This is a genomic window from Nocardia jinanensis (assembly GCF_014645735.1).
Classification (GTDB): Bacteria; Actinomycetota; Actinomycetes; order Mycobacteriales; family Mycobacteriaceae; genus Nocardia; species Nocardia jinanensis.
In genome coordinates this window covers 1-19889 of record NZ_BMMH01000013.1, presented here as the reverse complement: position 1 = coordinate 19889, position 19889 = coordinate 1, and the positions used below count along the sequence as shown (strand labels likewise).

General features: G+C 68.1%; 26 protein-coding genes. 23 read left to right on the top strand and 3 right to left on the bottom strand.

The window, feature by feature from the left end; genetic code table 11:
- Positions 1–91: 91 nt before the first annotated feature.
- From IEY68_RS25670 to IEY68_RS25650, 5 genes are read left to right on the top strand one after another with little or no spacing between them, the layout of a single operon-like run.
- Positions 92–613: a DUF4242 domain-containing protein gene (locus tag IEY68_RS25670; RefSeq protein ID WP_058856435.1), complete on the top strand. Its 522-nt coding sequence runs from the start codon at positions 92–94 to the stop codon at positions 611–613.
- A complete protein-coding gene (locus tag IEY68_RS25665) occupies positions 610–1638 on the top strand; it encodes an acyl-CoA dehydrogenase family protein (protein ID WP_058856436.1) in 1029 nt (342 codons plus the stop codon). The genes IEY68_RS25670 and IEY68_RS25665 overlap by 4 nt, the downstream gene beginning before the upstream one ends.
- Positions 1614–2345, top strand: coding sequence for an ABC transporter ATP-binding protein (locus IEY68_RS25660; RefSeq protein ID WP_058856437.1), 732 nt, complete (start codon positions 1614–1616; stop codon positions 2343–2345). Before IEY68_RS25665 ends, IEY68_RS25660 begins: the two co-directional genes overlap by 25 nt.
- On the top strand, positions 2339–3496 hold the full coding sequence (locus IEY68_RS25655) for an ABC transporter substrate-binding protein (RefSeq protein WP_373293015.1): 1158 nt from the start codon (positions 2339–2341) through the stop codon (positions 3494–3496). The genes IEY68_RS25660 and IEY68_RS25655 overlap by 7 nt, the downstream gene beginning before the upstream one ends.
- Positions 3493–4254, top strand: coding sequence for an ABC transporter permease (locus IEY68_RS25650; protein ID WP_229718984.1), 762 nt, complete (start codon positions 3493–3495; stop codon positions 4252–4254). Before IEY68_RS25655 ends, IEY68_RS25650 begins: the two co-directional genes overlap by 4 nt.
- 28 nt (positions 4255–4282) lie before the next feature.
- On the opposite strand, the gene IEY68_RS25645 is transcribed toward IEY68_RS25650, so the two are convergent.
- Positions 4283–4876, bottom strand: a complete 594-nt coding sequence (locus tag IEY68_RS25645; protein WP_058856440.1) for a TetR family transcriptional regulator — start codon at positions 4874–4876, stop codon at positions 4283–4285.
- A 98-nt stretch (positions 4877–4974) separates the two neighbouring features.
- Between IEY68_RS25645 and IEY68_RS25640 the strand changes: the two genes are divergently transcribed.
- The gene (locus IEY68_RS25640) at positions 4975–5961 is read left to right on the top strand and encodes an SDR family NAD(P)-dependent oxidoreductase (RefSeq protein WP_058856441.1); all 987 of its coding nucleotides are present in this window, start codon (positions 4975–4977) and stop codon (positions 5959–5961) included.
- 118 nt (positions 5962–6079) lie between these two features.
- Entirely contained in the window at positions 6080–6547 is a 468-nt protein-coding gene (locus IEY68_RS25635) for a hypothetical protein (protein ID WP_058856442.1), read from the top strand.
- Positions 6548–6575: 28 nt separating this feature from the next.
- Here the strand turns inward: IEY68_RS25635 and IEY68_RS25630 are convergent, their stop codons facing one another.
- Positions 6576–7187: a TetR/AcrR family transcriptional regulator gene (locus tag IEY68_RS25630; protein WP_058856443.1), complete on the bottom strand. Its 612-nt coding sequence runs from the start codon at positions 7185–7187 to the stop codon at positions 6576–6578.
- 100 nt (positions 7188–7287) lie between these two features.
- Here IEY68_RS25630 and IEY68_RS25625 point away from each other — a divergent pair, with 100 nt between their 5' ends.
- From IEY68_RS25625 to IEY68_RS25570, 12 genes are all read left to right on the top strand, one after another.
- Positions 7288–8667 carry a cytochrome P450 gene (locus tag IEY68_RS25625; protein ID WP_082681587.1) on the top strand — a complete coding sequence of 460 codons (1380 nt, stop codon included), beginning with the start codon at positions 7288–7290 and terminating at the stop codon, positions 8665–8667.
- Between the two features lie 391 nt (positions 8668–9058).
- Positions 9059–9631 (top strand): hypothetical protein, encoded by a 573-nt coding sequence (locus tag IEY68_RS25620; RefSeq protein ID WP_229718983.1) that lies wholly within the window; start codon positions 9059–9061, stop codon positions 9629–9631.
- Between the two features lie 5 nt (positions 9632–9636).
- Positions 9637–10878 carry an SRPBCC family protein gene (locus tag IEY68_RS25615; RefSeq protein ID WP_058856480.1) on the top strand — a complete coding sequence of 414 codons (1242 nt, stop codon included), beginning with the start codon at positions 9637–9639 and terminating at the stop codon, positions 10876–10878.
- Positions 10875–11279, top strand: a complete 405-nt coding sequence (gene gvpJ, locus IEY68_RS25610; RefSeq protein ID WP_058856445.1) for a gas vesicle protein GvpJ — start codon at positions 10875–10877, stop codon at positions 11277–11279. Before IEY68_RS25615 ends, gvpJ begins: the two co-directional genes overlap by 4 nt.
- Entirely contained in the window at positions 11279–12070 is a 792-nt protein-coding gene (locus tag IEY68_RS25605) for a GvpL/GvpF family gas vesicle protein (protein WP_058856446.1), read from the top strand. Before gvpJ ends, IEY68_RS25605 begins: the two co-directional genes overlap by 1 nt.
- Positions 12071–12074: 4 nt before the next feature.
- Entirely contained in the window at positions 12075–12341 is a 267-nt protein-coding gene (locus IEY68_RS25600) for a gas vesicle protein GvpG (protein WP_058856447.1), read from the top strand.
- Positions 12338–12667 (top strand): gas vesicle protein GvpO, encoded by a 330-nt coding sequence (gene gvpO / locus IEY68_RS25595; protein WP_058856448.1) that lies wholly within the window; start codon positions 12338–12340, stop codon positions 12665–12667. The genes IEY68_RS25600 and gvpO overlap by 4 nt, the downstream gene beginning before the upstream one ends.
- Entirely contained in the window at positions 12664–13095 is a 432-nt protein-coding gene (locus IEY68_RS25590; RefSeq protein WP_058856449.1) for a gas vesicle protein, read from the top strand. The genes gvpO and IEY68_RS25590 overlap by 4 nt, the downstream gene beginning before the upstream one ends.
- Positions 13092–13886, top strand: coding sequence for a GvpL/GvpF family gas vesicle protein (locus IEY68_RS25585; RefSeq protein WP_058856450.1), 795 nt, complete (start codon positions 13092–13094; stop codon positions 13884–13886). Before IEY68_RS25590 ends, IEY68_RS25585 begins: the two co-directional genes overlap by 4 nt.
- A complete protein-coding gene (locus IEY68_RS25580) occupies positions 13883–14074 on the top strand; it encodes a gas vesicle protein (protein ID WP_058856451.1) in 192 nt (63 codons plus the stop codon). The genes IEY68_RS25585 and IEY68_RS25580 overlap by 4 nt, the downstream gene beginning before the upstream one ends.
- Entirely contained in the window at positions 14071–14376 is a 306-nt protein-coding gene (locus IEY68_RS25575) for a gas vesicle protein K (RefSeq protein WP_058856452.1), read from the top strand. The genes IEY68_RS25580 and IEY68_RS25575 overlap by 4 nt, the downstream gene beginning before the upstream one ends.
- A 101-nt stretch (positions 14377–14477) precedes the next feature.
- The gene (locus IEY68_RS25570) at positions 14478–15122 is read left to right on the top strand and encodes a LysE family translocator (RefSeq protein WP_058856453.1); all 645 of its coding nucleotides are present in this window, start codon (positions 14478–14480) and stop codon (positions 15120–15122) included.
- 155 nt (positions 15123–15277) lie between these two features.
- Here the strand turns inward: IEY68_RS25570 and IEY68_RS36965 are convergent, their stop codons facing one another.
- Positions 15278–15919, bottom strand: coding sequence for a VldE C-terminal domain-containing protein (locus IEY68_RS36965; protein WP_058856454.1), 642 nt, complete (start codon positions 15917–15919; stop codon positions 15278–15280).
- 321 nt (positions 15920–16240) lie between these two features.
- On the opposite strand from IEY68_RS36965, the gene IEY68_RS25560 reads away from it, so the two are divergent.
- The 4 genes from IEY68_RS25560 (at position 16241) to IEY68_RS25545 (ending at position 19604) form a co-directional block, all read left to right on the top strand.
- Positions 16241–16951, top strand: a complete 711-nt coding sequence (locus IEY68_RS25560; RefSeq protein ID WP_058856455.1) for a TenA family protein — start codon at positions 16241–16243, stop codon at positions 16949–16951.
- On the top strand, positions 16948–17970 hold the full coding sequence (locus IEY68_RS25555) for an ABC transporter substrate-binding protein (RefSeq protein ID WP_058856456.1): 1023 nt from the start codon (positions 16948–16950) through the stop codon (positions 17968–17970). The genes IEY68_RS25560 and IEY68_RS25555 overlap by 4 nt, the downstream gene beginning before the upstream one ends.
- A gap of 82 nt (positions 17971–18052) precedes the next feature.
- Complete coding sequence (locus IEY68_RS25550; RefSeq protein WP_156426355.1) at positions 18053–18802, top strand: ABC transporter permease; 750 nt, start codon at positions 18053–18055, stop codon at positions 18800–18802.
- Positions 18795–19604: an ABC transporter ATP-binding protein gene (locus tag IEY68_RS25545; protein ID WP_058856457.1), complete on the top strand. Its 810-nt coding sequence runs from the start codon at positions 18795–18797 to the stop codon at positions 19602–19604. The genes IEY68_RS25550 and IEY68_RS25545 overlap by 8 nt, the downstream gene beginning before the upstream one ends.
- The last annotated feature ends 285 nt before the right edge of the window (positions 19605–19889 follow it).

Here is a 19889-nt window from a genome sequence, read left to right as displayed (position 1 = left end):
CGCGTACCGCGTAGCGATCCGTTCGCGTACTCCCGGCCGCCGTCGCGGCCGCGCACTCTCGCAGATCACACCCCTTGGAAGGCGGCTGCCCATGTCCCTTTACCTGTACGAAGTCGTGCCCACCGGCGCTGCCGCCCGCACCATCGAGGAATTCGGCGCGCGAGCGGAAAAAGAAGGTGGAGTACTGATCGAAGCCCAGGTCACCGCCGGTGCGGCCCGGATTTTCGCGATCGTCGAATTCGCGGACTGTCGCGCTCCCGCGCTCCCGGCACCGGATCTGCTCGCCGCGACCGTCGACGGTCCACACGAAGTCCGCTTGGTCGGCGCCGATCTGGACGCGATCAAGGCCGCGCGGCCCGGCGCCGGATATCTCGTCGAATGGGATATTCCCGCCGAAATCGATATGGACACCTATCTGGCCCGGAAGAAGGCCAACGCTCCCAAATACGCCGATGTGCCCGAGGTGAGCTTCCTGCGCACCTACGTCCGTGAGGACACGGCCAAATGCCTGTGCTTCTACGACGCGCCCGACGCGGCCGCGGTGCGCCGCGCCCGCGACGCGGTGAACACGCCGGTGGACCGCCTGCACGAATTGGCGGATCCGCGGATATGACCGCCACCGTCACCGGTCGTACAGTCGGCGAATTCGTCCGCGGCCGCGCCGCCGATCTCGATCGGGGGCTTACCGACACCCGCGCCGATATCGCCGAGGTCGGTGGGCGCGGTCTGCTCGCGGCCGGGCTCGGTGGTTCCGATATCCGGGAGATCGCCGGTGTCATCGAAGAGGTCGCGGCCGAGAGTCTCGCGGCCGGATTCTCGCTGTGGGCCCAGCGGATGGCTCTCGAATACGTCCGGCGCGCCACCGGTTCGGTGCGCGAACGGTATCTCGACGAACTGGCCTCCGGCCGACAGGTCGGTGTCACCGCGATGGCGGCGGCGCTCAAACACCTGGCGGGTCTGGGCGAACTGCCACTGCACGCCGACGAGGCGGACGACGGCCGGGTCTCCGGCCCTATCGCCTGGGCCTCCAATGTCTTCCGGGACTCGCTGATCGTGTTCCCGTTCCAGGGTGGGGACGGGCAGGGTCGGGTCGGGGTGGTCCGCGCCGATGCCGACGGTGTGGAGATACGCTCGGCGCCCGAGCTGCTGGCGCTGGGTGCGACGGCCTCCACCGCGTTGGCCTTCGACCGGGTCGAGGTGCGGGACGACCAACTGGTCACCGCCGATCTTCCGGCCTTCTGCGCGACGATCCGGCCGGTGTTCCTGCTGTTGCAGACCGCGTTCTGTACCGGTGTCGCCGGGACATCGGTCCGCGAGGCGGGGGCCCGGCTGGACGGACTCGGCGCCCAATTCCGGGACGAGTACCGGGCTCTCGACGAACGGCACTCGTCGGCGCGGCAGCGTCTGCGCGAATACACTGCCGACGCGCACGCCACTCCGCCCGCCGACCTCATCCGCCTGCGCCTGGACGCGGCGTGTACCGCGGTCGACGCGACCCGCTTGGAATCCACCCTGCGCGGTGGCGCGGGCTACGCCCTGCACTGCGATACCAACCGGCGGTTCCGGGAAGCCGCCTTCCTCCCTGTCCAATCTCCTTCGGAAGGCCAATTGCGGTGGGAACTGTCGCAGTACGACTAGTGGGTGCCCGCAAAACCTATCCGGGCCGCCACGATCCGGTGCTCGACGGAGTCGATCTGCGGATCGGCGCGGAGGAATTGCTCGTGGTGCTCGGCGCCAGCGGTAGCGGTAAATCGACATTGCTGCGCGTAGTGGCCGGACTGGACCGGCTCGACCGCGGTGAGATCAGCTGGGGTACGGGAGAAACCGGGAACCCGGCCACGGGTATGGTCTTCCAGCAACCACTGTTGATGCCCTGGCTCACCGTGCGGGACAACGTCCGGTTCGGTGGCCGGTTCGCCCGGCACCGGGCCGGCTTCGACCCGGACCACGTGGATGGGCTTCTCGACCGGTTCGGCCTGGCCGGTCTCGCCGACCAGCGGCCCGATCAGCTCTCCGGCGGCCAAGCGCAGCGCGTCGCGGTGATCCGCGCGGTGGCGGTGCGGCCGCGACTGCTGCTGCTGGACGAACCGTTCAGCGCGCTCGATCCGGCGGTCCGCGCCGACCTCCAGGACTGGCTGGCCGATCTGGTCCGGGAGATCGGCTGCACCACGGTGCTGGTCACTCACGATATCGACGAAGCTCTCCGCCTCGGCGACCGGATCGTTCTCATCGGATCGGGCGGTACGGTCCGCGAGGAGTTCCGCGAGCTCGGTGCTGCGGACGAGCGGGAACGATTGCGGCAGCGGATCATCGACCGATACCGGGATTCGGCGGTGACATTGTGAGCACTTCATCGATCACGCGGCGCGGCTTGCTCTGTGGTTGTGCCGGGCTCGTCGCGGCGGGGGGTCTCGCCGGCCTGGCCGACCTGGGCCGGGCGGCGGCCCGGCAGCGCGGCACCGGCGGTGAGCGACTCCGGATCGGCTATCTGCCGATCACCGATGCCGCGCCGCTGCTCGTCGCCGACCGCAGTGCCGCGGCAGCCGACCTTGCCGAACCGGTGCTGTTCCGCAGTTGGGCGGCACTGGCCGAAGCATTCCTCACCCGGCAGGTCGATATCGTGCACTTGCTGATGCCGATGGCGGTACAGCTGCGGTTCGGTCTCGGTGCTCCGGCGCGGGTGCTGGGGTGGAACCACACCAACGGTTCCGCACTGACGGTCGCGCCCGGGATCACCGAACTCGGGCAGCTGGCCGGGACCCAGGTCGCGATCCCGTTCTGGTGGTCCATCCACAACATCGTGATCCAGCAGTTGCTGCGCGCGAACGGATTACGCCCGGTGATCCGTGGGGCGGCCGCACGTTCGGCGGGCACGGTGGAACTGGTCGTGATGAGCCCTTCGGATATGGTCCCGGCGCTGGCCAACGGGTCGATCAGCGCCTTCACCGTGGCCGACCCGTTCAATGCCGTCGCCGAATTGCGCGGTGTCGGCCGGATCCACCGATTCCTCGGCGACCTGTGGCGTGATCACGCCTGCTGCGCGCTGGTGGTGCACCAGGACCTGCTGGACCGGCGCCCCGCGGCCGCGCAGGCGGTCGCCGACGCGATCGTGGCAGCGCAGCTGCGCATCGGTGCCGACCGTCCGGCCGCCGCGAAACAGCTCGCGGGGGCCTACCTGCCGCAGCCGTTGCCGGCCATCACCAAGGCGCTGACCTATCCCGATGCGCTCCCGGTCCGCCACCCTGACTGGCAGCCGCAGCGGATCGGATTCCAGCCCTTCCCCTTTCCGAGTTTCACCACCGCGCTGGTGGCAGCCATGCACGACACCGTCGTCGACGGCGATACCCGCTTCCTGGCCGCCCTGGACCCGGACCGGGTACACGACGCACTCGTCGACGACCGTTTCGTTCGTGCCGCGCTCGCCCGCGCGGGCGGTCCGGCCGCCTTCGGCCTACCCGACCGGCTCACCCGCATCGAGGAGATCGACCCATCGTGAACACCGTCGACACCCGGCCCCGTACGGCTGCCTGGCTGCCCCGCCTCGCCGCGGTCGCCGCCGCCCTGCTGGTGTGGTGGGTACTCACCGACCTGGTGGCCGGACCCGAATCGCTGCTGCGCGAGTTCGGACCACAGCATGTGCCCGGCGCGGCCGGGGAACTGTTCGACCGGGGTGTGCTGCTTCCGGATATCGCGGTCAGCATGTGGCGCCTGCTGGTGGGACTACTGATCGCGGTGACCGTCGGTATCCCGCTCGGACTGCTGCTCGGCCTGCACGCCGCCACCGAAGAGGCGGTGGCCCCGGTGGTGCAGTTCCTGCGGATGATCTCGCCCCTGTCCTGGGCGCCGATCGCGGTCGCGCTGTTCGGTATCGGGAATCAGCCGGTGATCTTCCTCGTCGCGGCGGCATCGGTCTGGCCGATCGTGCTGAATACGGCGGCGGGGGTCCGGGCGATCGATCCCGGGCTGCTGCTGGTCGCGCGTTCGTTCGGGGCGTCCCGGCGGGAGCGGCTCTCGGCGGTGATCCTGCCCGCGGTCCGCGCGCAGGTGCAGACGGGCATCCGGATCGGTCTGGGTATCGCCTGGGTGGTTCTGGTCCCGGCGGAGATGCTGGGCGTGCGTTCCGGTCTCGGCTATCAGATCCTCAATGCCCGCGACCAGCTCGCCTACGACCAGGTGATGGCGGTGATCGTGGTGATCGGAGTGATCGGCTACGCGCTCGACACGCTGTCCCGGGTGATCCTCGACCGCCGCTGATCGTCGCACCGGGTTCGGCCCGGGGGTCTCATTCGGCGAAACCGGCTCCGGCGCGGCGGATCGCGGCGCGCATCGCGGTGGCGCGCTCGGCCGGTGGCGTGGAGACGGCGGCGGCGACCGCCGCGCCCAGACAGGCACCGAGATGTGTCGCCAGCACCGGCCACAGCGCCGGGTCGGCGAACCGTTCCCGAAGGGATTCGAGCAGCCTGGTGTACGCGGATTGCAGCCGCAGCATGAGGGATCCGGGGATGCCGCGCGCACTACGCACTACGTCGGCACGCACATCGGCCAGTTCGTCGGAGCGGTCGGTCGCCGTATCGAAGGCGTCGACCAGTGCCAGTGCCGCGGCCTGTACCGAATCCCACGGGGTGGCGCCGGATCCCAGCCGGTCGAGGGTGCCCACCGCGGACTGTATATGTGCTTCGAGGTGGTGGAAGAGGACATCTTCCTTGGCGGGGAAGTAGAGGAAGAAAGTCCTCCGGGAGACACCGGCCGCGTTCGCGATATCGGTCGCCGAGGTCGCGGTGAAACCGCGGTCGAGGAACAGATCCGTGGCGGCCCTGATGATGGCCGCCCGGGTTTCCGCGCGCTTCCGGTCCCGCAGCCCTGTCGTCTCGCCCATCCGAGCAGACTAGCCCTTGCCGAAGGAATCTGCACTAGTGCACTATTACACTAGTGCAGATAAGCCGGTCGTGAACCGGCGCCGACGAAGGAGAATCGATGAGTGAGTTGAGCGGCCGGACCGTACTGGTGACCGGCGCGGGGCGCGGGATCGGACGGGCCGAGGCCCTGTATCTGGCCCGGGCGGGTGCCAATGTCGTGGTCAACGATCCCGGGGTGGATATCGACGGGTCGGGTGGTGACGAGTCGGTGGCGGCCGCCGTCGTCGCGGAGATCCGCGCACGCGGCGGCAACGCGGTCGCCGATACCGGAAGTGTGTGCGACTGGGCCGCCGCCGAAGCCATGATCGCCCGCGCGGTGGACGAATTCGGCGATCTGCACGCCGTGGTGAACAACGCGGCGATCGAGGCCAACCGGCCGCTGGACCGGCTCGCCGAGCACGAATTCGACGAAGTGGTCGGCGTGAAGCTGAAGGGAACTTTCGCTGTGAGCCGGCATGCGGCGGCCTACTGGCGTGATCGGTTCGCCGCCGGTGAACGCCTCGATCGGTCGCTGGTCAACACCTCGTCGGGTTCCGGCCTACTCAATCCGCTTCCCACCCAGACCAACTACGCGGCGGCCAATGCCGGAGTCGCCGCGATGACCACGGTGCACGCCCTGGAGCTGCGGCGACTCGGCGTGCGGGTCAACTGTGTCAGCCCGTCCATGGTGCGCACTCGGCTCACCGAATCGGTGCCGACAATGGACGAAGTGCCGTTGGCGGACGCGTTCGACCCGAAGGATCCCGCGACCCTGGCTCCGGTGGTCGCCTACCTCGTCGGCGCCGACTGTCCGCTGACCGGCCAGGTGCTCTCGGTGCGGGGCGGTTCGATCGCGGTGAACCACGGGTGGCAGCGCGGCGAGCAGGTCGACAAGGACGCGCTGTGGACGATCCCGGAGCTCGCGGCGGCTCTGGAGGCGCTGCCGCTGGAGGATCCGTTCGATCGATTGGCGGCGGCACTGGGCGGTGCGCTCGGTACCGCCGGCCGCGACCAGCTCGAGGCACTCGTCGCCGCGCAACTGGACGGCGCGGTCCCGGCCGGATAGCGCCCGCGAAGTGATCAGAAATCGAGAAGCGCTGGTCACATAGCCGCCGTTAGCGTCATCGGCATCGACATTCGCCCGGTAGGTCGCCGGGGATACGAACTGGTCCGAGGAGGACGCGATGAACTGGAGCAGGCGAGTCCGGCAGGCGCACCGGGTGTTGGCGCTGCTGTTCACCGCGACCGTGGTGGTCACGGTCGCGGTACTGGCGCTACAGGGTCCGGAGTGGGTGTCGTACCTGCCGTTGCCGCCGCTCGCCGTCCTGCTGTTCTCCGGTCTCTACCTCTATGTCCGGCACTTCGTCACGGGTAGACGGTCCGCAGTCGTCACACGGCGGATCGCGACGCCGCAGGCCGGTCCGGCCCCGCGGGTTCGGCGGATGCACCGCTGGGCGGCTGCCGCCTTCACGGTGACGGTGCTCGCGACCTTCGCCGCACTGTCACTCCCGGATCCGGTCCTCTGGGTGTCCTACTTGCCGCTGATCCCGCTCGCCCTGCTTTTGTTCTCCGGGCTGTATCTGTTCGTGCTGCCGTACCGCACTACTCGCAGCTCCATCCGTGCGATCGATCAGCGGCCCGCCGCGGCCTGAGCTTGCCGGGTTGCGGTGCCGTGGGCGGTCAGCGGTAGAGGCCGACCAGGGCGCGGGACGCCGCCTCGACGATCTCGTCGGCAGAGGCTCGCAGGGTGCCGTCCAGCCAGGCGGTGACGAGTTCGGCCATACCGCCCACGAACAGCAGCCCGGCGGTTTCATCGGCGTTCTCGCTGCGGTCGCGGGGGCCGAAGAATTCGCGGGCCTCCAGTGCCGACTGGTGGGCGAGGTGACGCAGGAGTTCGGTCCGGCGCCGGCGCAGTTCCGGTATCGCGACGGACTCCACGATGGCGACCCTTCCCTTGCGCGGATCGTCGAGGAGTAATCGGACGAATGCGCGGATCGACGCCTGAGCCCGTGCCGCCGGATCTTCTCCGGCGTGTTCGGCTGCCTGCCGGCTGGTCTCCTCGATCTCGGCCGCGATCCGGTCCATCACCGCCTCGAGCAGCGCGTCCAGCCCGGAGAAGCTCTCGTAGAAGTAGCGCTCGCTGAGTCCGGCCTCGGCGCAGACGGCGGTCATCGTGGTCCGGGTGTCCGGGTTCGCCCATACCGTGAGGCCCGCTTCGAGGAGGCGGGCGCGGCGTTCGGCGGCGCGCTCGGCCGCGCTGACGCCCCGGTAGACCCCCGATTGCACGGCCACGCTCCCAGCATGCCACAGGGCTTTCGTGACCAAGGTTGACAGGACGCTCTTCCTGAATCAGTCTTGACGTGATCACTGCCACATGAGCACGAGGTGAGCGATGAAGGCCGAAGCACTGGAACCACGCGAAGAAGCGGTTGCGACGGGGACGGTGGAGCCGCGGCCGATACCGGTCCAGCACCGGGACGACCGGGGGTTGCCCCTGCTCGGGCAGGTCCTGGAATACGCGAAGGATCCGGTCGCGCTGTGCCGCGGCCGCTGGGAGCGCTACGGGCCGGTGGCTCCGTTCCGCGCGCTCGGCAAGAACGCGGTGATGCTGCTGGGGCCCGATGCCTGTGGCGCGGCACTGCAGAACAAGGACAAGGCTTTCGCCAACGAACCGGCCTGGTCCGAACTCGTCGGACCCTTTTTCAACCGTGGTCTCATGCTCATCGACTTCGAAGAGCACATGGGACACCGGCGGATCATGCAGGAAGCATTCACCCGGCCGCGCCTGACCGCCTACACCCAGCGGCTGCACCCCGCCGTAGCGCAGGGCGTGGCAGGCTGGGCGGAGGGTCAGGAGTTTCCGTCGTACTGGAAACTCAAGCAACTCACCCTCGATATCGCCGCGGACCTCTTCATGGGTGGTGTGCAGGACACCGGCCGCGACGAGATGGACCGGATCAACAAGGCGTTCATCGCCTGTGTGCAGGCGGCGGCCGGGATCGTCCGCGTCAACGCGCCGTTCACCCGGTGGGGCCGGGCCTACCGCGGTCGCCGCGTGCTCGAAGACTTCCTCCGGCATTATCTGCCCGCCAAACGCGCTGAGCAGACCGACGATATCTTCTCGGTGCTCTGTCACGTCGAGGATGAGGACGGTGCGCGGTTCAGCGACGACGACGTGGTGAACCATATGATCTTCCTGATGATGGCGGCCCACGACACCTCCACCATCACCACTTCGACGATCCTGCAGTACCTGGGGCAGCACCCGGACTGGCAGGAGCGCTGCCGCGCGGAGGCGCTCGCCCTGGGCCCGGCACCGTCGATCACCGAACTGGAGGGTCTGGTCTCCATCGATCTGGTGATGCGGGAGGCGCTGCGGCTGCGGGCCCCGGTCCCAGTGCTGGTCCGGTACGCGGTGAAGGACACCGTGGTCCAGGGCGTGCGGATCCCCGCCGGTACCGACGTCATCGTGGGTATCCAGTTCACCCATCTCATGGAGGACTACTGGACCGACCCTCTGGCGTTCGACCCCGACCGGTTCGGCCCCGGACGCCGGGAGGACAAATCGCACCGGTTCGCCTGGGAGCCGTTCGGCGGCGGTGTGCACAAATGCATCGGAATGTATTTCGGTGGCCTGGAGATCAAGGCGATCATGCACCGGTTGCTGCGTGAGTACCACTGGACCGTGGATCCCGGCTACGTACCGCCGATGGACTATCACTCGCTCCCGTTCCCCAAGGACGGCCTGCCGATCACCTTGATCCGTAACTGAACGCCGGCGGTCCGCCCCGCGTCGATTCGGCGGAAGTCCCACTGCGGACTCCCGGCGGAACCGCGACTCCCCGCTCTACGCGAGTACGAGTCTTCTCGGTGTGGAGCACGGGAGTGCGGATCGGGGCCGACCGTGTGGGCGGGCGCCCGCCCGCGAGTGCGCCGGCGAAAGGGTCGCTACCGGGTCTCGCCGGTTCACCGCTGTGTTCGTTTCTTGCCCTGTATACCTATCGACCCTGCGGGTAACCAGGAATACGCTGGATATCGTCCACCGTAACGTGGTCTGTCCCATTTCTGGGGTCTCTGGTCTCGGTCGCTCCCGTTGCGAGGTGTAGCGGTACCCGAGACGGCGAGGAGTGAGCATGAAAGGCGGAGCAAGAATTGCGTTAGGGGTGGGAATCGGATATTTCCTGGGTCGTACCCGCAAAATGCGCTGGGCGATGGGACTGGCGGGCGCAGCGATGTCCAAGCGATCAACGGGGCTCGCAGGTGAGCTACTCGAACGCGGCACATCGACGCTGGGTGGCTCCAAGGAGCTGACCAAGATCACCGATACCGTGCGGGGGGAGCTGCTGGGGGCGGTGCGGTCGGCGGCCGTGACCGCGGCGAGCAACCGTCTCGATGCGTTCAACGAGCGGCTGCAACCATCCGTACCGACCGAGGACGAGGACGAGGACGGCGGTGGCCACCGGCGCGCCGCCGCCGCGGAGAATGACACCGAGCCCGAGCCGGACGAGGCGACCGACGACGAGCTCGACGAGTCCCCGGACGAGGACGAAGCCGAAGAACCCGAGCCCCGGCCGCGCGCCCGCCGAACCACCGCGGCCAAGACCTCCCGGTCCGGTACCCGCACGTCGACCCGGTCGTCCGGCTCCGGCTCCGGGGGGAGCGAGAAGACCGCGACGCGTCGGGGTCGTTCCACGTCGGATACCGATGAGCCGCCGGTGCGGCGTAAGAGGCGGTGACAACGATGGCGAAAGTATTGCGCGATACCGCCTCGGGAGTCGGAAAAGCGGCCACCGGCACCGCCGACCGGGCGACCGGTGCCGCGAAATCGGCCGGTTCGGCGGCCCGGAAGACCGCCGAACAGGCGAGTCCCGGTGATCTGCTCCGGCAGTCGGCGCAGAATCTCGCGGGAACCCTCGCCCAACGTGCGGTGTCGAGTCTGTCCGGCGGGGTGTCGGGTGCGGCCGGGCGGTTGAACGAATATGCCGAAGGTCAGGGCGGCAACCTGCTCGCGGCGCTGACGGGAGTCGAAAAGCTCTCCGAGGGCGCGTCCCCGTTGCGAGCGACCATGAGCGCGGGAATGAGCAAACTCGGGCAATCGGTGAAGGACACGATGTCGTCTGCCAAGGATGCGCTCACCGGCGGGGGCGGCAAGGGCGGTAAGGGGAAGAAACTCAAACTGGCCAACATCGTCGAGCACATCGATATCGGTGCCGGAGTCGAGCTCGTCTACGACCAGTGGACCCAGTTCGCGGAATTCCCCAAATTCACGAAGAAGGTGGAACAGGTCGAACAGGTCGCCGACGAGAAACTCTCCTGGACCGGGCGCGTGTTCTGGTCGCGGCGGACCTGGGAGTCCACGATTCTCGAACAGGTGCCGTTCGAGCGGATCATCTGGCGATCCAAAGGGGCCAAGGGCTATATCGACGGCGCGGTCACCTTCCACGAACTGGGCCCGAATTTCACCCGGGTCCTGGTGATTCTGGAATATCACCCGCAGGGCTTCTTCGAGAAGACTGCCAACATCTGGCGCGCGGCCGGGCGCCGATGCCGTCTGGAACTCAAGCATTTCGACCGTTACGTCATGACCGAGGCAGTGCTGCGTCCCGACGACGTTGTGGGCTGGCACGGGGAGATCCGTGACGGCGAGGTCGTCGAGGACGACGAGACCGCACGGCGCAGGGAGCAGGAGAGCGCCGAGGACGAGGGCGCGGAGGAAGAAGCTGCCGAGGGCGAGGAGCCCGACGAAGGCGAAGAAGGCAACGAAGAAGACAACGAGGGAGACGAACTCGACGAAAACGAGGACGAGGACGAGGACGAGGACGAGGACGAGGACGAGGACGAGGAGAGCGGCGAGGCGGGAGACGATTCGGCTGAGCGGGACACAGAGGATGAGGCCGAATCGGAGCCTGCGCGCCGTTCGGGGGCCCGGCGCCGCGCCGCCGCACCACGCCGTTCCCGCGAGAGGCGAGGAGCACGGACATGACCATAGAACCCGCGGGCGGTGGCGGTAGCGGCGCAGTCGCCCGTCCGAATTCATCCGGCCTGGCCGAAGTCGTCGACACCATCCTCGATAAAGGACTGGTCGTCGACGCGTTCGTCAGGGTCTCTCTGGTCGGCATCGAATTGGTGACCATCGACGCCCGCGTGGTGGTCGCCAGCGTCGACACGTATCTGCGTTTCGCCGAGGCCGTCAACCGTCTGGAGATCTCCAGTAACGAACCCAAGGGACTCACCGACCTCGTGGGCGATGTCACCGAAGGCGCGGCCGAGCACAAGACGAAAGGTGCCATCGAAGCGGCGGGGAAGAAGGTTCAGGACTTCCTCGGTGATGTGGAGGACAAGCGCCAGACCTCCGGACGGTCCTCCAAACGAGAGGAGCGCTGATGTCCACCGCGAGTACCACCTCTGAGAGCAGCCGCGACCAGCGCACCGGGGTGTACGTATACGGCATCGTGGCAGGCGATGTGGAACCGGAGCCGCACGCCCAGGGTATCGGTGACCCGCCCGCCGACGTCGCCGTCGTACGGCACGGCGATATCGCTGCCCTGGTCAGCGAGGTATCGCTCGACCTCCCGCTGGGCATGCCCGACGATCTCACCGCGCACGCGCGCCTGCTGGACGGGACGGCCGCTGTCGCCCCGGTGCTGCCACTGCAATTCGGCGGTGTCGTGACCGATACCGAAGCGGTGGAGAAGGAGCTGCTCGCCCCCAACCACGACCAGTTCCGCAGCGCGCTCGACGATCTGGAAGGCCGCGCCCAGTATGTGATCCGGGGACGCTACACCGAGAACACGGTGCTCCAGGAGATCCTGGACGAGAACGCCGACGCGGCACGATTGCGCGCGGAGATTCGCGACAAATCCGAAGATGCCACCCGGAACGCGCGAATCGAGCTGGGCGAGATCATGAATCGAGGGATCGAGGCCAAACGCGCCGAGGACACCCGCCGGGTGGCGGCTGCGCTCGGCGATCTCGATCCGACCGTGCGGGAGCGTCAGCCCACTCACGAAGAGGATGCGGTCCACCTTGCCCTACTGCTCGACCTGTCCCGGGAGGACGATCTGCTGCGGGCGCTGACCGAACTCGGCGAGGAATGGGACGGGCGGGTCCGGCTGAACCTGCTCGGCCCGATGGCGCCCTACGATTTCGTCACCGCCGGCGAAGCTCCGGGGTGAGGACATGGGACTGCTGTCGTCGATCGTCCTGTTGCCGCTGGCTCCGGTCCGCGGGGTGGTCTGGCTGGGTGAAGTGATCCAGGAGCAGGTCGATCAGCAGTGGCGCAGTCCGGCCGCCGTACGGCGTGATATCGAGGAGATCGAGGAAGCGGCCGCGGCCGGCGAGATCTCCGCGGACGAGCGGGACCGGGCATTACGGGAAGTTCTCTCCCGGATCAGGCGTCCCGCCGGCGGACTCCCACCTCCCGGTGAGAGGAGAGAGTCGCCATGAGTCGCAGGTCGACCACCGAGAATGCCGCGGATGTCGATCCGGATCCGGACCGACCTCTCACCGCCAGGGAGGCCGCGGCAGCGGCGATCGAGCACCTGAGCGAGCTGACTTCGAAATCGGTGGAGGGGGTGACCTCGATGGAGCCGCTCGAAGACGGCCGGCTGGTGGAGATCGAGGTGCTCGAGGATCACCGCATCCCCTCGTCGGCGGATATGCTCGCGCTCTACGAAGTGGAGATCGATTTCGACGGGAATCTGCTGGCCTACCACAGAGTCGCCCGCTATGCGCGCGGTAGCACCGAGATCGGCGGAAGGGGCCGGCGATGACGGTGGTGGGAGGTGGATCCTATGAGCCCCAGCCCTACGGCGGCGGGCACCAGTCGACCAACCTCGCCGATATCCTCGAGCGGGTACTCGACAAGGGCCTGGTGATCGCCGGCGATATCCAGGTCAACCTCCTCGATATCGAATTGCTCACCATCAAACTGCGTCTGGTGGTCGCGTCCCTGGAGACCGCCAAGGCGGTGGGAATCGATTGGTGGGAAACCGACCCGTGGCTCAACAGCAAGGCCCGCACGCTCGAAAAGCAGGACCATGACCTCGAACTCGAGAACCGCGAACTGCGCGACCGGATCGCCGAACTCGAGGCCGGGCGCGAACGCCGTCCGGCCGTGGAGAGCCGCCGCGAGGTCGCGGAGAGCCCGCGCGAAGCCGTCGAGGGTCGGCGCGGTGCCGAGGAGAGCGAACCGCCGTGACCGGCGGTACCGGTGTCTGGCTGTACGCCGTGACAGCGGCCGCGGACGCTGCGGCCGGGTTCGACGGGATCACCGGAGTAGCCGGTGAAGCGGTCCGCATCGTGACCGTGGAACCGCTCGCCGCGCTCGTCGGCTCGGTGCCCCTCGATGTATTCGGAACCCAGCCGCTGACCCGGAACCTGGAGGATCTGGATTGGCTCGCCGCCACCGCCCGCGCCCACGACGCCGTGGTATCGGCCGCAGTGCGCCGTGGCCCCGTGGCCCCCCTACGCCTGGCCACCGTTTTCCTCGACGACGAGCGGGTGCAGGAACTGCTTCGCACACGGCGCCCGGAACTGGAGGCGGCGCTGGTGCTGGTCAGCGGCCGCACCGAGTGGGGCGTGAAGGCCTACGGCGACCGCGCCGCACTCACCACGGCAGTAGCAGAGGCCAGGACCGGGGGTGACGCCTCCGGGAAAGGCACAGGTGCGGCCTACCTGGCTCGGCGTCGCGCTCAACTGTCCGCCCAGGAAACCGTGGAAAACGATGCGGCACATCGCGCGGAGAAGATCCACACGCGCTTGAGTCGCCGGGCCGCGGCCGGTCGGCGCCAGGCCACGACCGATCCGGCACTCAGCGGTCGCAGCGATTGGATGCTGCTCAACGGCACCTATCTGGTGGACGACGACCGCGCCGACGATTTCGCCGCGATCGTGGCGGGCCTCGGCGCCGAATTTCCTGGTATCCGACTCGAGCTCACCGGCCCGTGGCCCCCGTACTCGTTCGCGGGCGTGGAACGTGAGCCACCGTGAGCACCGTCGACAGCGAGCGCCGTATCGCGCTCGTCGACCTACTGGACCGGGTGCTGGCCGGCGGAGTGGTCGTTTCCGGCGATATCAAGCTCGCCATCGCCGACGTGGACCTCGTCCAGATCTCGCTGCGCGCCCTCATCTCCTCGGTCAGCACTCTGTACGGACCCGCACCGGAACGACCCCGATGACCGAATTCGACGGGATATCACCGCGTATCGACACCGACCCCGAATCGGTCGAACGCGGTCTGGTCACCCTCGTCCTCACGCTGGTGGAACTCCTGCGCCAGCTGATGGAACGCCAGGCCCTGCGGCGCGTGGACGCCGGCGATCTGAGCGACGATCAGGTCGAACGCATCGGCACCACACTGATGCTCCTGGAACAGCGTATGGACGAGCTGCGCGAACATTTCGGCCTCACCCCCGAGGACCTCAATATCGACCTCGGCCCGCTCGGGCCCCTGCTCCCCGAGAATCCTTCCGGCGGGTGACCGCACGGCCGGCGATCCCGTTCGGCCGGCCTGCATATGGGAGAGCGGCCCGGCACGAATTTTGGCGAGCCGTAAAACGCAGCCGCGCTTAGAATCCGGAGATGGTCCCTGCCACCAATCTGCTCGCCTTCGTGGCCGCGGCCACGCTCATCGTCGTCGTTCCCGGACCGGGGGTGTTGTTCACCATCGGTCGCGCGCTCACCCTGGGGCGGCGGGCGGCGTTGATCTCGGTGCTCGGCCACTCCCTGGGGGTGCAGATCGCGCTGCTGTTCGTCGCGGTCGGCCTGGGCGCGGTCCTGGCGGCGTCGGCTACGGCCATGGCGATCGTGAAAGTGGCGGGCGCGCTCTACCTGATCCATCTCGGGATCCAAGCGATCCGGGAGCGGAAGGCGCTGTGTGAGGTACTGGGTTCGCCCATAGCACCGGCGAGTGGGCGCCGGGTATTCCGGCAGAGCGTGGTGGTCGGGGTGACGAACCCGAAAGCGATCGTCTTCTTCGCGGCAGTGCTACCGCATTTCGCCGACAAGGCCTCGGGCTCACTGCCGTGGCAACTGCTGGTACTGGGATCGATATTCCTGGTGATCGCGCTGGTGAGCGATAGCGCGTGGGCGCTGCTCGCGTCGGCGGCACGCAACTGGTTCGCACGGTCGCCGAAGCGGTTGGAAGCAGTCGGCGGCACGGGTGGGGCGCTGATCGTCGGGCTCGGTGCGTCGGTCGCGGTGGAGCAGGGGTTCGCCGGACGCTGATCGATGCGCCTCCGTGCCGATGCACGGTGCGGGCGGTGAAGGTCCGAGATTCGGGGACCGCGTTCGATCGGTCTGTCGGGCAACCGTGTGGCGGTCCGGTGCAGGTCGTGCCGGAACAGTGGGCCGCGCGACACGGGCCGAGCCGTCGTTCGCGATCAGCAGGTCACGTGCACATCGGCGGCCGAGTCGAAGGATACGTGCACGTGGTCGTAGTGATTCTGGGTCGGGCTTCCGCGATCCTCCATGTAGGACCAGCCGCTGCCGTCGTTGTACCGCTGCTGCCAGATCACATACGACACACCGAACCGCTCCTTGTTGGCCAGTACGAAGTCGGCGATCGCATCGCCGCGCGCGGGATCGGAGGTCATGAAATCGAGCGCCAGGCCGGCCCCGTGTTCGCCGTCGTACCGGCCGTTGGCGCCGCCGATCTCGGCGATCCCGAACGTCTTGTCGATCAGGTTGCCCACCTGTGCCACCTGCGGCTGCGCGCCGGCGAGTTCCGTGGAGCAGGGGATCGGCGGAGGCGCGTGCCGCTTCGCGTACCTGGCCGGTTCCTGCGGTCGATCGACCGCGGCGACCGGTAGCAGGCCGCCGGGCGTCGCCGGCGCCGGTTCCTCCGTGGCCTTGCCCATACCGACGGGTATCGCGGGCGAATCGACCGCCGCGGCGGCCGGTTGAGCAGCCGGGCCGGGCCGGGCCGTCATCGACAGGGCGATCGCCGCCGTCGCCGCGATCGCGCTTCCGGCCAGCGGAGCGATCTTCTTGGCGCGGGCCGGTTTGCGGTGTTGACCAGGCATAATGATGACCACTCGTAACGCTCGGCTGACAAGATCACTGTTAGATTACGAAACGGTCGCGGCAAAGTCACGACGGCTGGCGCACATAAGCCACAGTCGCGCCGGTCGGCCTACGGCGCCGGTCGGCCGTCCACCCGTCAGGGCGAGGCCGGGTGCGCCGGCTCGCCGGCGTCGCCTGCGCACCCTCACCGGCGTACCTGCCCGCCACAGCGGGCCGCGCCACTGCTATGGTCGGATTCGTTCTGACACGGGGTGCTCCGCGAATGCGGGGCTGAGAACATACCCGAGAACCTGTCCAGGTAATGCTGACGAAGGAATGTCTTGGCTCTACGCGCGCACACCACCGACACCGGCAGATTCACCGAGCACCTCTGGGATCGGACGAAGATTCTGCGCGGCGCCATCGATGAGCTCGAGTTCCTGCGCCGCCTCGGCGACGGCACCCTGCCGCTCGACGTGTTCCGCACCTATGTGGAGCAGGATTCGCTGTACCTCGCCGGATACTCGAAGGTGCTGGCCCTCCTCTCGGCGAAGTCGCCCGACGCGCAGACCGCGCAGTTCTGGGCAGGCTCCGCCGCGACGGCGGTCGCCGTCGAATCGGGTCTGCACGACGAACTGCTCAGCGACAGTCGCCTCCCGGCCCGGGAAGGCGAGCCGGAGCCGTCGGCGGCCTGCCTGGGGTATGTCTCCTATCTGATCGCGACCGCCGCGACCGCGTCGTATGCCGTGGGTGCGGCCGCCGCGCTGCCGTGCTTCTGGATCTACGCCGAGGTCGGTCGCGGCCTCGCCGCGAGCGCGGCCGAGGTTCTCGCGGCCGACCCCGATCACCCCTACGCACAGTGGGTGTCCACCTACGGCGCCCCGGAGTTCCAGGAGTCCGCGGCGACGGCCCGGTCCCTGGTCGATGTGGCGGCCGACGCCGCGAGCGACCGGGATCGCGCGGCGATGGCGACGGCGTTCACCGTCGCCACCCGGTACGAGCTGATGTTCTGGGATACCGCCCTGCACCCCCAGCCCTGGCCCTCCGCATGAGCGGCCGAGCGCGCCGCTTCCTCGCCGTCGCGGTCGCGGCGGTGGCGGCACTGTCCACGCTCACGGCCTGCACCGCGGGCCCCGGCGGCGACGGGACCATCCGATTCGCGCTGGACTGGACTCCGAACACCAATCACACCGGTTTCTTCGTCGCGCAGCAGCGTGGCTACTTCGCCGACGCCGGTCTCGACGTGCAGATCCTGCCGTACAACAACACCGCGGTCGATACGGTTATCGATGCCGGGAACGCGGAATTCGGCGTGAGCACCCATAATTCGTCGACCTTCGCCCGCGCTTCCGGGGCGCATACGGTGTCGGTGCTCGCGCCCCTGCAACACTGGGCGACGGGTATCGGGGTGAAGGCCGACCGTACCGATATCACGCGGCCGAAGGACTTGGACGGCAAGACCTACGCCGGATTCGGTGACCCCGGTGAGGTCGAGGCGCTACAGCAGGTCATTCGTAACGACGGCGGCACAGGTGATTTCACGACGGTCACTCTCGGCACGTCGGCCTACGAAGCAGTCTATTCGGGCAGAGCCGATTTCACCGTCTCCTACCTCGCCTGGGAGGGTATCGAGGCCGAGCATCACGGCACGCCGATGAGGTACTTCCGGTACACCGATTTCGGCTTTCCCGACGCGTACGCCATCGTGATCGACGCCAACGAAGACTGGCTGAACGCCGACCCGGACCGCGCGCGCAAGTTCGTGCAAGCGTTGCAGCGCGGGTACCAGTTCGCCGCGGACAACCCGGATGTGGCGGCCCAGGATCTCCTCGACGCCAACCCCGGCGCGTTCAACGACGAGAGCCTGGTGTTCGAGAGCCAGCGCATGCTCGCCGAGCGGTTCATGAAGAGTCCCGAGGGTCGGGTGGGCACCCAGACCCGGGAACAGTGGGCAGCGAATTCCGGTTTCCTGTACGAGAAGGGCCTGCTCACCGGCCCCGACGGTGCCCCGCTCACCGAGGAACCGGATTGGTCGAGCTATTTCACCGATGAATTCCTCGCGGCCCCATAGCGATACTGTGCACGGTGTCCCGCGCGAGCAGAACACCGCCGGCCGCCCCGCATCCGGCCGAGCGGCGGAGATCGGCTGGGCGATACCGTCCGTCCTGACTGTGGCGGTACTCGTCGCACTCTGGCAGGTCTACGTCGAGATCAGCGGGATCCGCCCACAGTTGCTGCCGTCCCCCGTACGGGTCGTGGAGCAGGGGTGGGCCCACCGTGCCGAGATCGCGACCCATGCCGCCGCCACCCTGCAGGTGACACTGATCGGTTTCGCGGTATCGCTGAGCCTGGCCTGGCTGCTGGCCGTCGTGGTCGACTTCTCGCCCTGGCTGCGGCGCGCGTTCGTACCGCTGTTCGTGGCCTCCCAGACCTTGCCGATCATCGCGATAGCGCCGTTGATGATCATCTGGTTCGGGTTCGGGCTGCTCCCGAAGATCCTCGTCGTCGCGCTCGTCACTTTCTTCCCGATGGCGATCGGGCTGATCGAGGGGTTCGCCGCGGCCGACCGGGAAGCCGGCGCGCTGCTGCGCAGTATGGGCGCGTCACGCGTACAGGTCTTCCGGTATGTGCGCTTGCCGTCCGCGATCCCGCGGTTCTTCACCGCGCTGCGGATCGGGATCACCTATGCCGTTGTCGGCGCCGTGTTCGCCGAGTACGTCGGCGCCAGCGAAGGCCTCGGCATCTATATGAGCCTGCAGAAGAACTCCTTCCGCACCGACCTGGTACTGGCGGCCGTGCTCGTGACCGCGCTCATCAGCATCGCGCTGTACCTGCTGACCTTCGCGATCGAACGTATCGTCGCGCCGTGGTCACGCGCGGAGAACAGGAGCCGGCGTGACTGAGGCACGTGGCAACCGCATCGTTGTCGACACCCTCGTCAAATCGTTCCCTCAGCCCGGTCGACGACGCCCCGACCGGCATGTTCTGGGCGGAGTGTCGTTCACCGCGCAGCCGGGTGAGTTCGTATCCGTGATCGGCCCGAGCGGCTGTGGCAAGAGCACCGTCTTCAACATGCTGGCGGGTCTGGAGACCCCCGACTCGGGCAGTATCCATTTCGGCACGAGCGACGGGGAGCCGACTGCGGCGCATTGTGCGTATATGCCGCAGAAGGATCTGTTGTTCCCGTGGCGCACGGTCCTCGACAACACCGTCCTGGGCCTGCAAGTGCACGGTGTCGCGAAGCCGGAGGCCCGGCGCCGGGCCCGCGAACTTTTCCCTGTTTTCGGTTTATCCGGTTTCGAGGATGCCCGCCCGTCCCAGCTCTCCGGCGGGATGCGGCAGCGGGCGGCGTTGCTGCGGACCGTGGTGCAGGAGCGCGAACTGCTGTTGCTCGACGAGCCCTTCGGTGCGCTCGACTCGCTGACCCGCACCGAGATGCAGTCGTGGCTACAGGATGTCTGGCAGCGGTACCGGTGGATGGTGCTGATGATCACCCACGACATCCGTGAGGCCGTGTACCTGTCGGACCGGGTGATCGTGCTGTCTGCGCGACCGGCCACCGTGCGCCGCGAGGTGTGCGTCGAGCTGCCCCGGCCGCGGGAACTGTCGATGATCACGGCTCCCGAGTTCGTCGCACTGGAGCAGGAACTGCTCGATGTGCTCCACGAAGAAGCACGCCACGCGCTGGCCCAGCGCGACGCCTGAGTTCCACGCGCGGCGCCGAGGGATTTGGCGCGGATTCCCGACCGGCTGCACCGCGACCTCGGTGGCGGCGGTGGTCTCACCGGTGGCAGCGGAATCGGTGCATACCGGACCGCGGCAGGACCACCGCAAGAATTCCGGCCCGCCGGGACCGGTTCAGGGAGACAATCGTCGGACCGCCGGAAGGCCCGAAGAATCGCCTCCGGGCGCGCAAGATCTCCTAGGAGTCTCAATGAAGATGTCAAGCCGCGGGCGCGACCGGCGGAGTGGGGGTGAACACCCGATCGT

Coding starts and splice junctions, on each gene's coding strand:
- IEY68_RS25670 (WP_058856435.1), top strand. CDS start 92: ATGTCCCTTTACCTGTACGAAGTCGTGCCCACCGGCGCTGCCGCCCGC.
- IEY68_RS25665 (WP_058856436.1), top strand. CDS start 610: ATGACCGCCACCGTCACCGGTCGTACAGTCGGCGAATTCGTCCGCGGC.
- IEY68_RS25645 (WP_058856440.1), bottom strand. CDS start 4,876: ATGGGCGAGACGACAGGGCTGCGGGACCGGAAGCGCGCGGAAACCCGG.
- IEY68_RS25640 (WP_058856441.1), top strand. CDS start 4,975: ATGAGTGAGTTGAGCGGCCGGACCGTACTGGTGACCGGCGCGGGGCGC.
- IEY68_RS25635 (WP_058856442.1), top strand. CDS start 6,080: ATGAACTGGAGCAGGCGAGTCCGGCAGGCGCACCGGGTGTTGGCGCTG.
- IEY68_RS25625 (WP_082681587.1), top strand. CDS start 7,288: ATGAAGGCCGAAGCACTGGAACCACGCGAAGAAGCGGTTGCGACGGGG.
- IEY68_RS25615 (WP_058856480.1), top strand. CDS start 9,637: ATGGCGAAAGTATTGCGCGATACCGCCTCGGGAGTCGGAAAAGCGGCC.
- gvpJ (WP_058856445.1), top strand. CDS start 10,875: ATGACCATAGAACCCGCGGGCGGTGGCGGTAGCGGCGCAGTCGCCCGT.
- IEY68_RS25605 (WP_058856446.1), top strand. CDS start 11,279: ATGTCCACCGCGAGTACCACCTCTGAGAGCAGCCGCGACCAGCGCACC.
- IEY68_RS25600 (WP_058856447.1), top strand. CDS start 12,075: ATGGGACTGCTGTCGTCGATCGTCCTGTTGCCGCTGGCTCCGGTCCGC.
- gvpO (WP_058856448.1), top strand. CDS start 12,338: ATGAGTCGCAGGTCGACCACCGAGAATGCCGCGGATGTCGATCCGGAT.
- IEY68_RS25590 (WP_058856449.1), top strand. CDS start 12,664: ATGACGGTGGTGGGAGGTGGATCCTATGAGCCCCAGCCCTACGGCGGC.
- IEY68_RS25575 (WP_058856452.1), top strand. CDS start 14,071: ATGACCGAATTCGACGGGATATCACCGCGTATCGACACCGACCCCGAA.
- IEY68_RS25570 (WP_058856453.1), top strand. CDS start 14,478: ATGGTCCCTGCCACCAATCTGCTCGCCTTCGTGGCCGCGGCCACGCTC.
- IEY68_RS36965 (WP_058856454.1), bottom strand. CDS start 15,919: ATGCCTGGTCAACACCGCAAACCGGCCCGCGCCAAGAAGATCGCTCCG.
- IEY68_RS25555 (WP_058856456.1), top strand. CDS start 16,948: ATGAGCGGCCGAGCGCGCCGCTTCCTCGCCGTCGCGGTCGCGGCGGTG.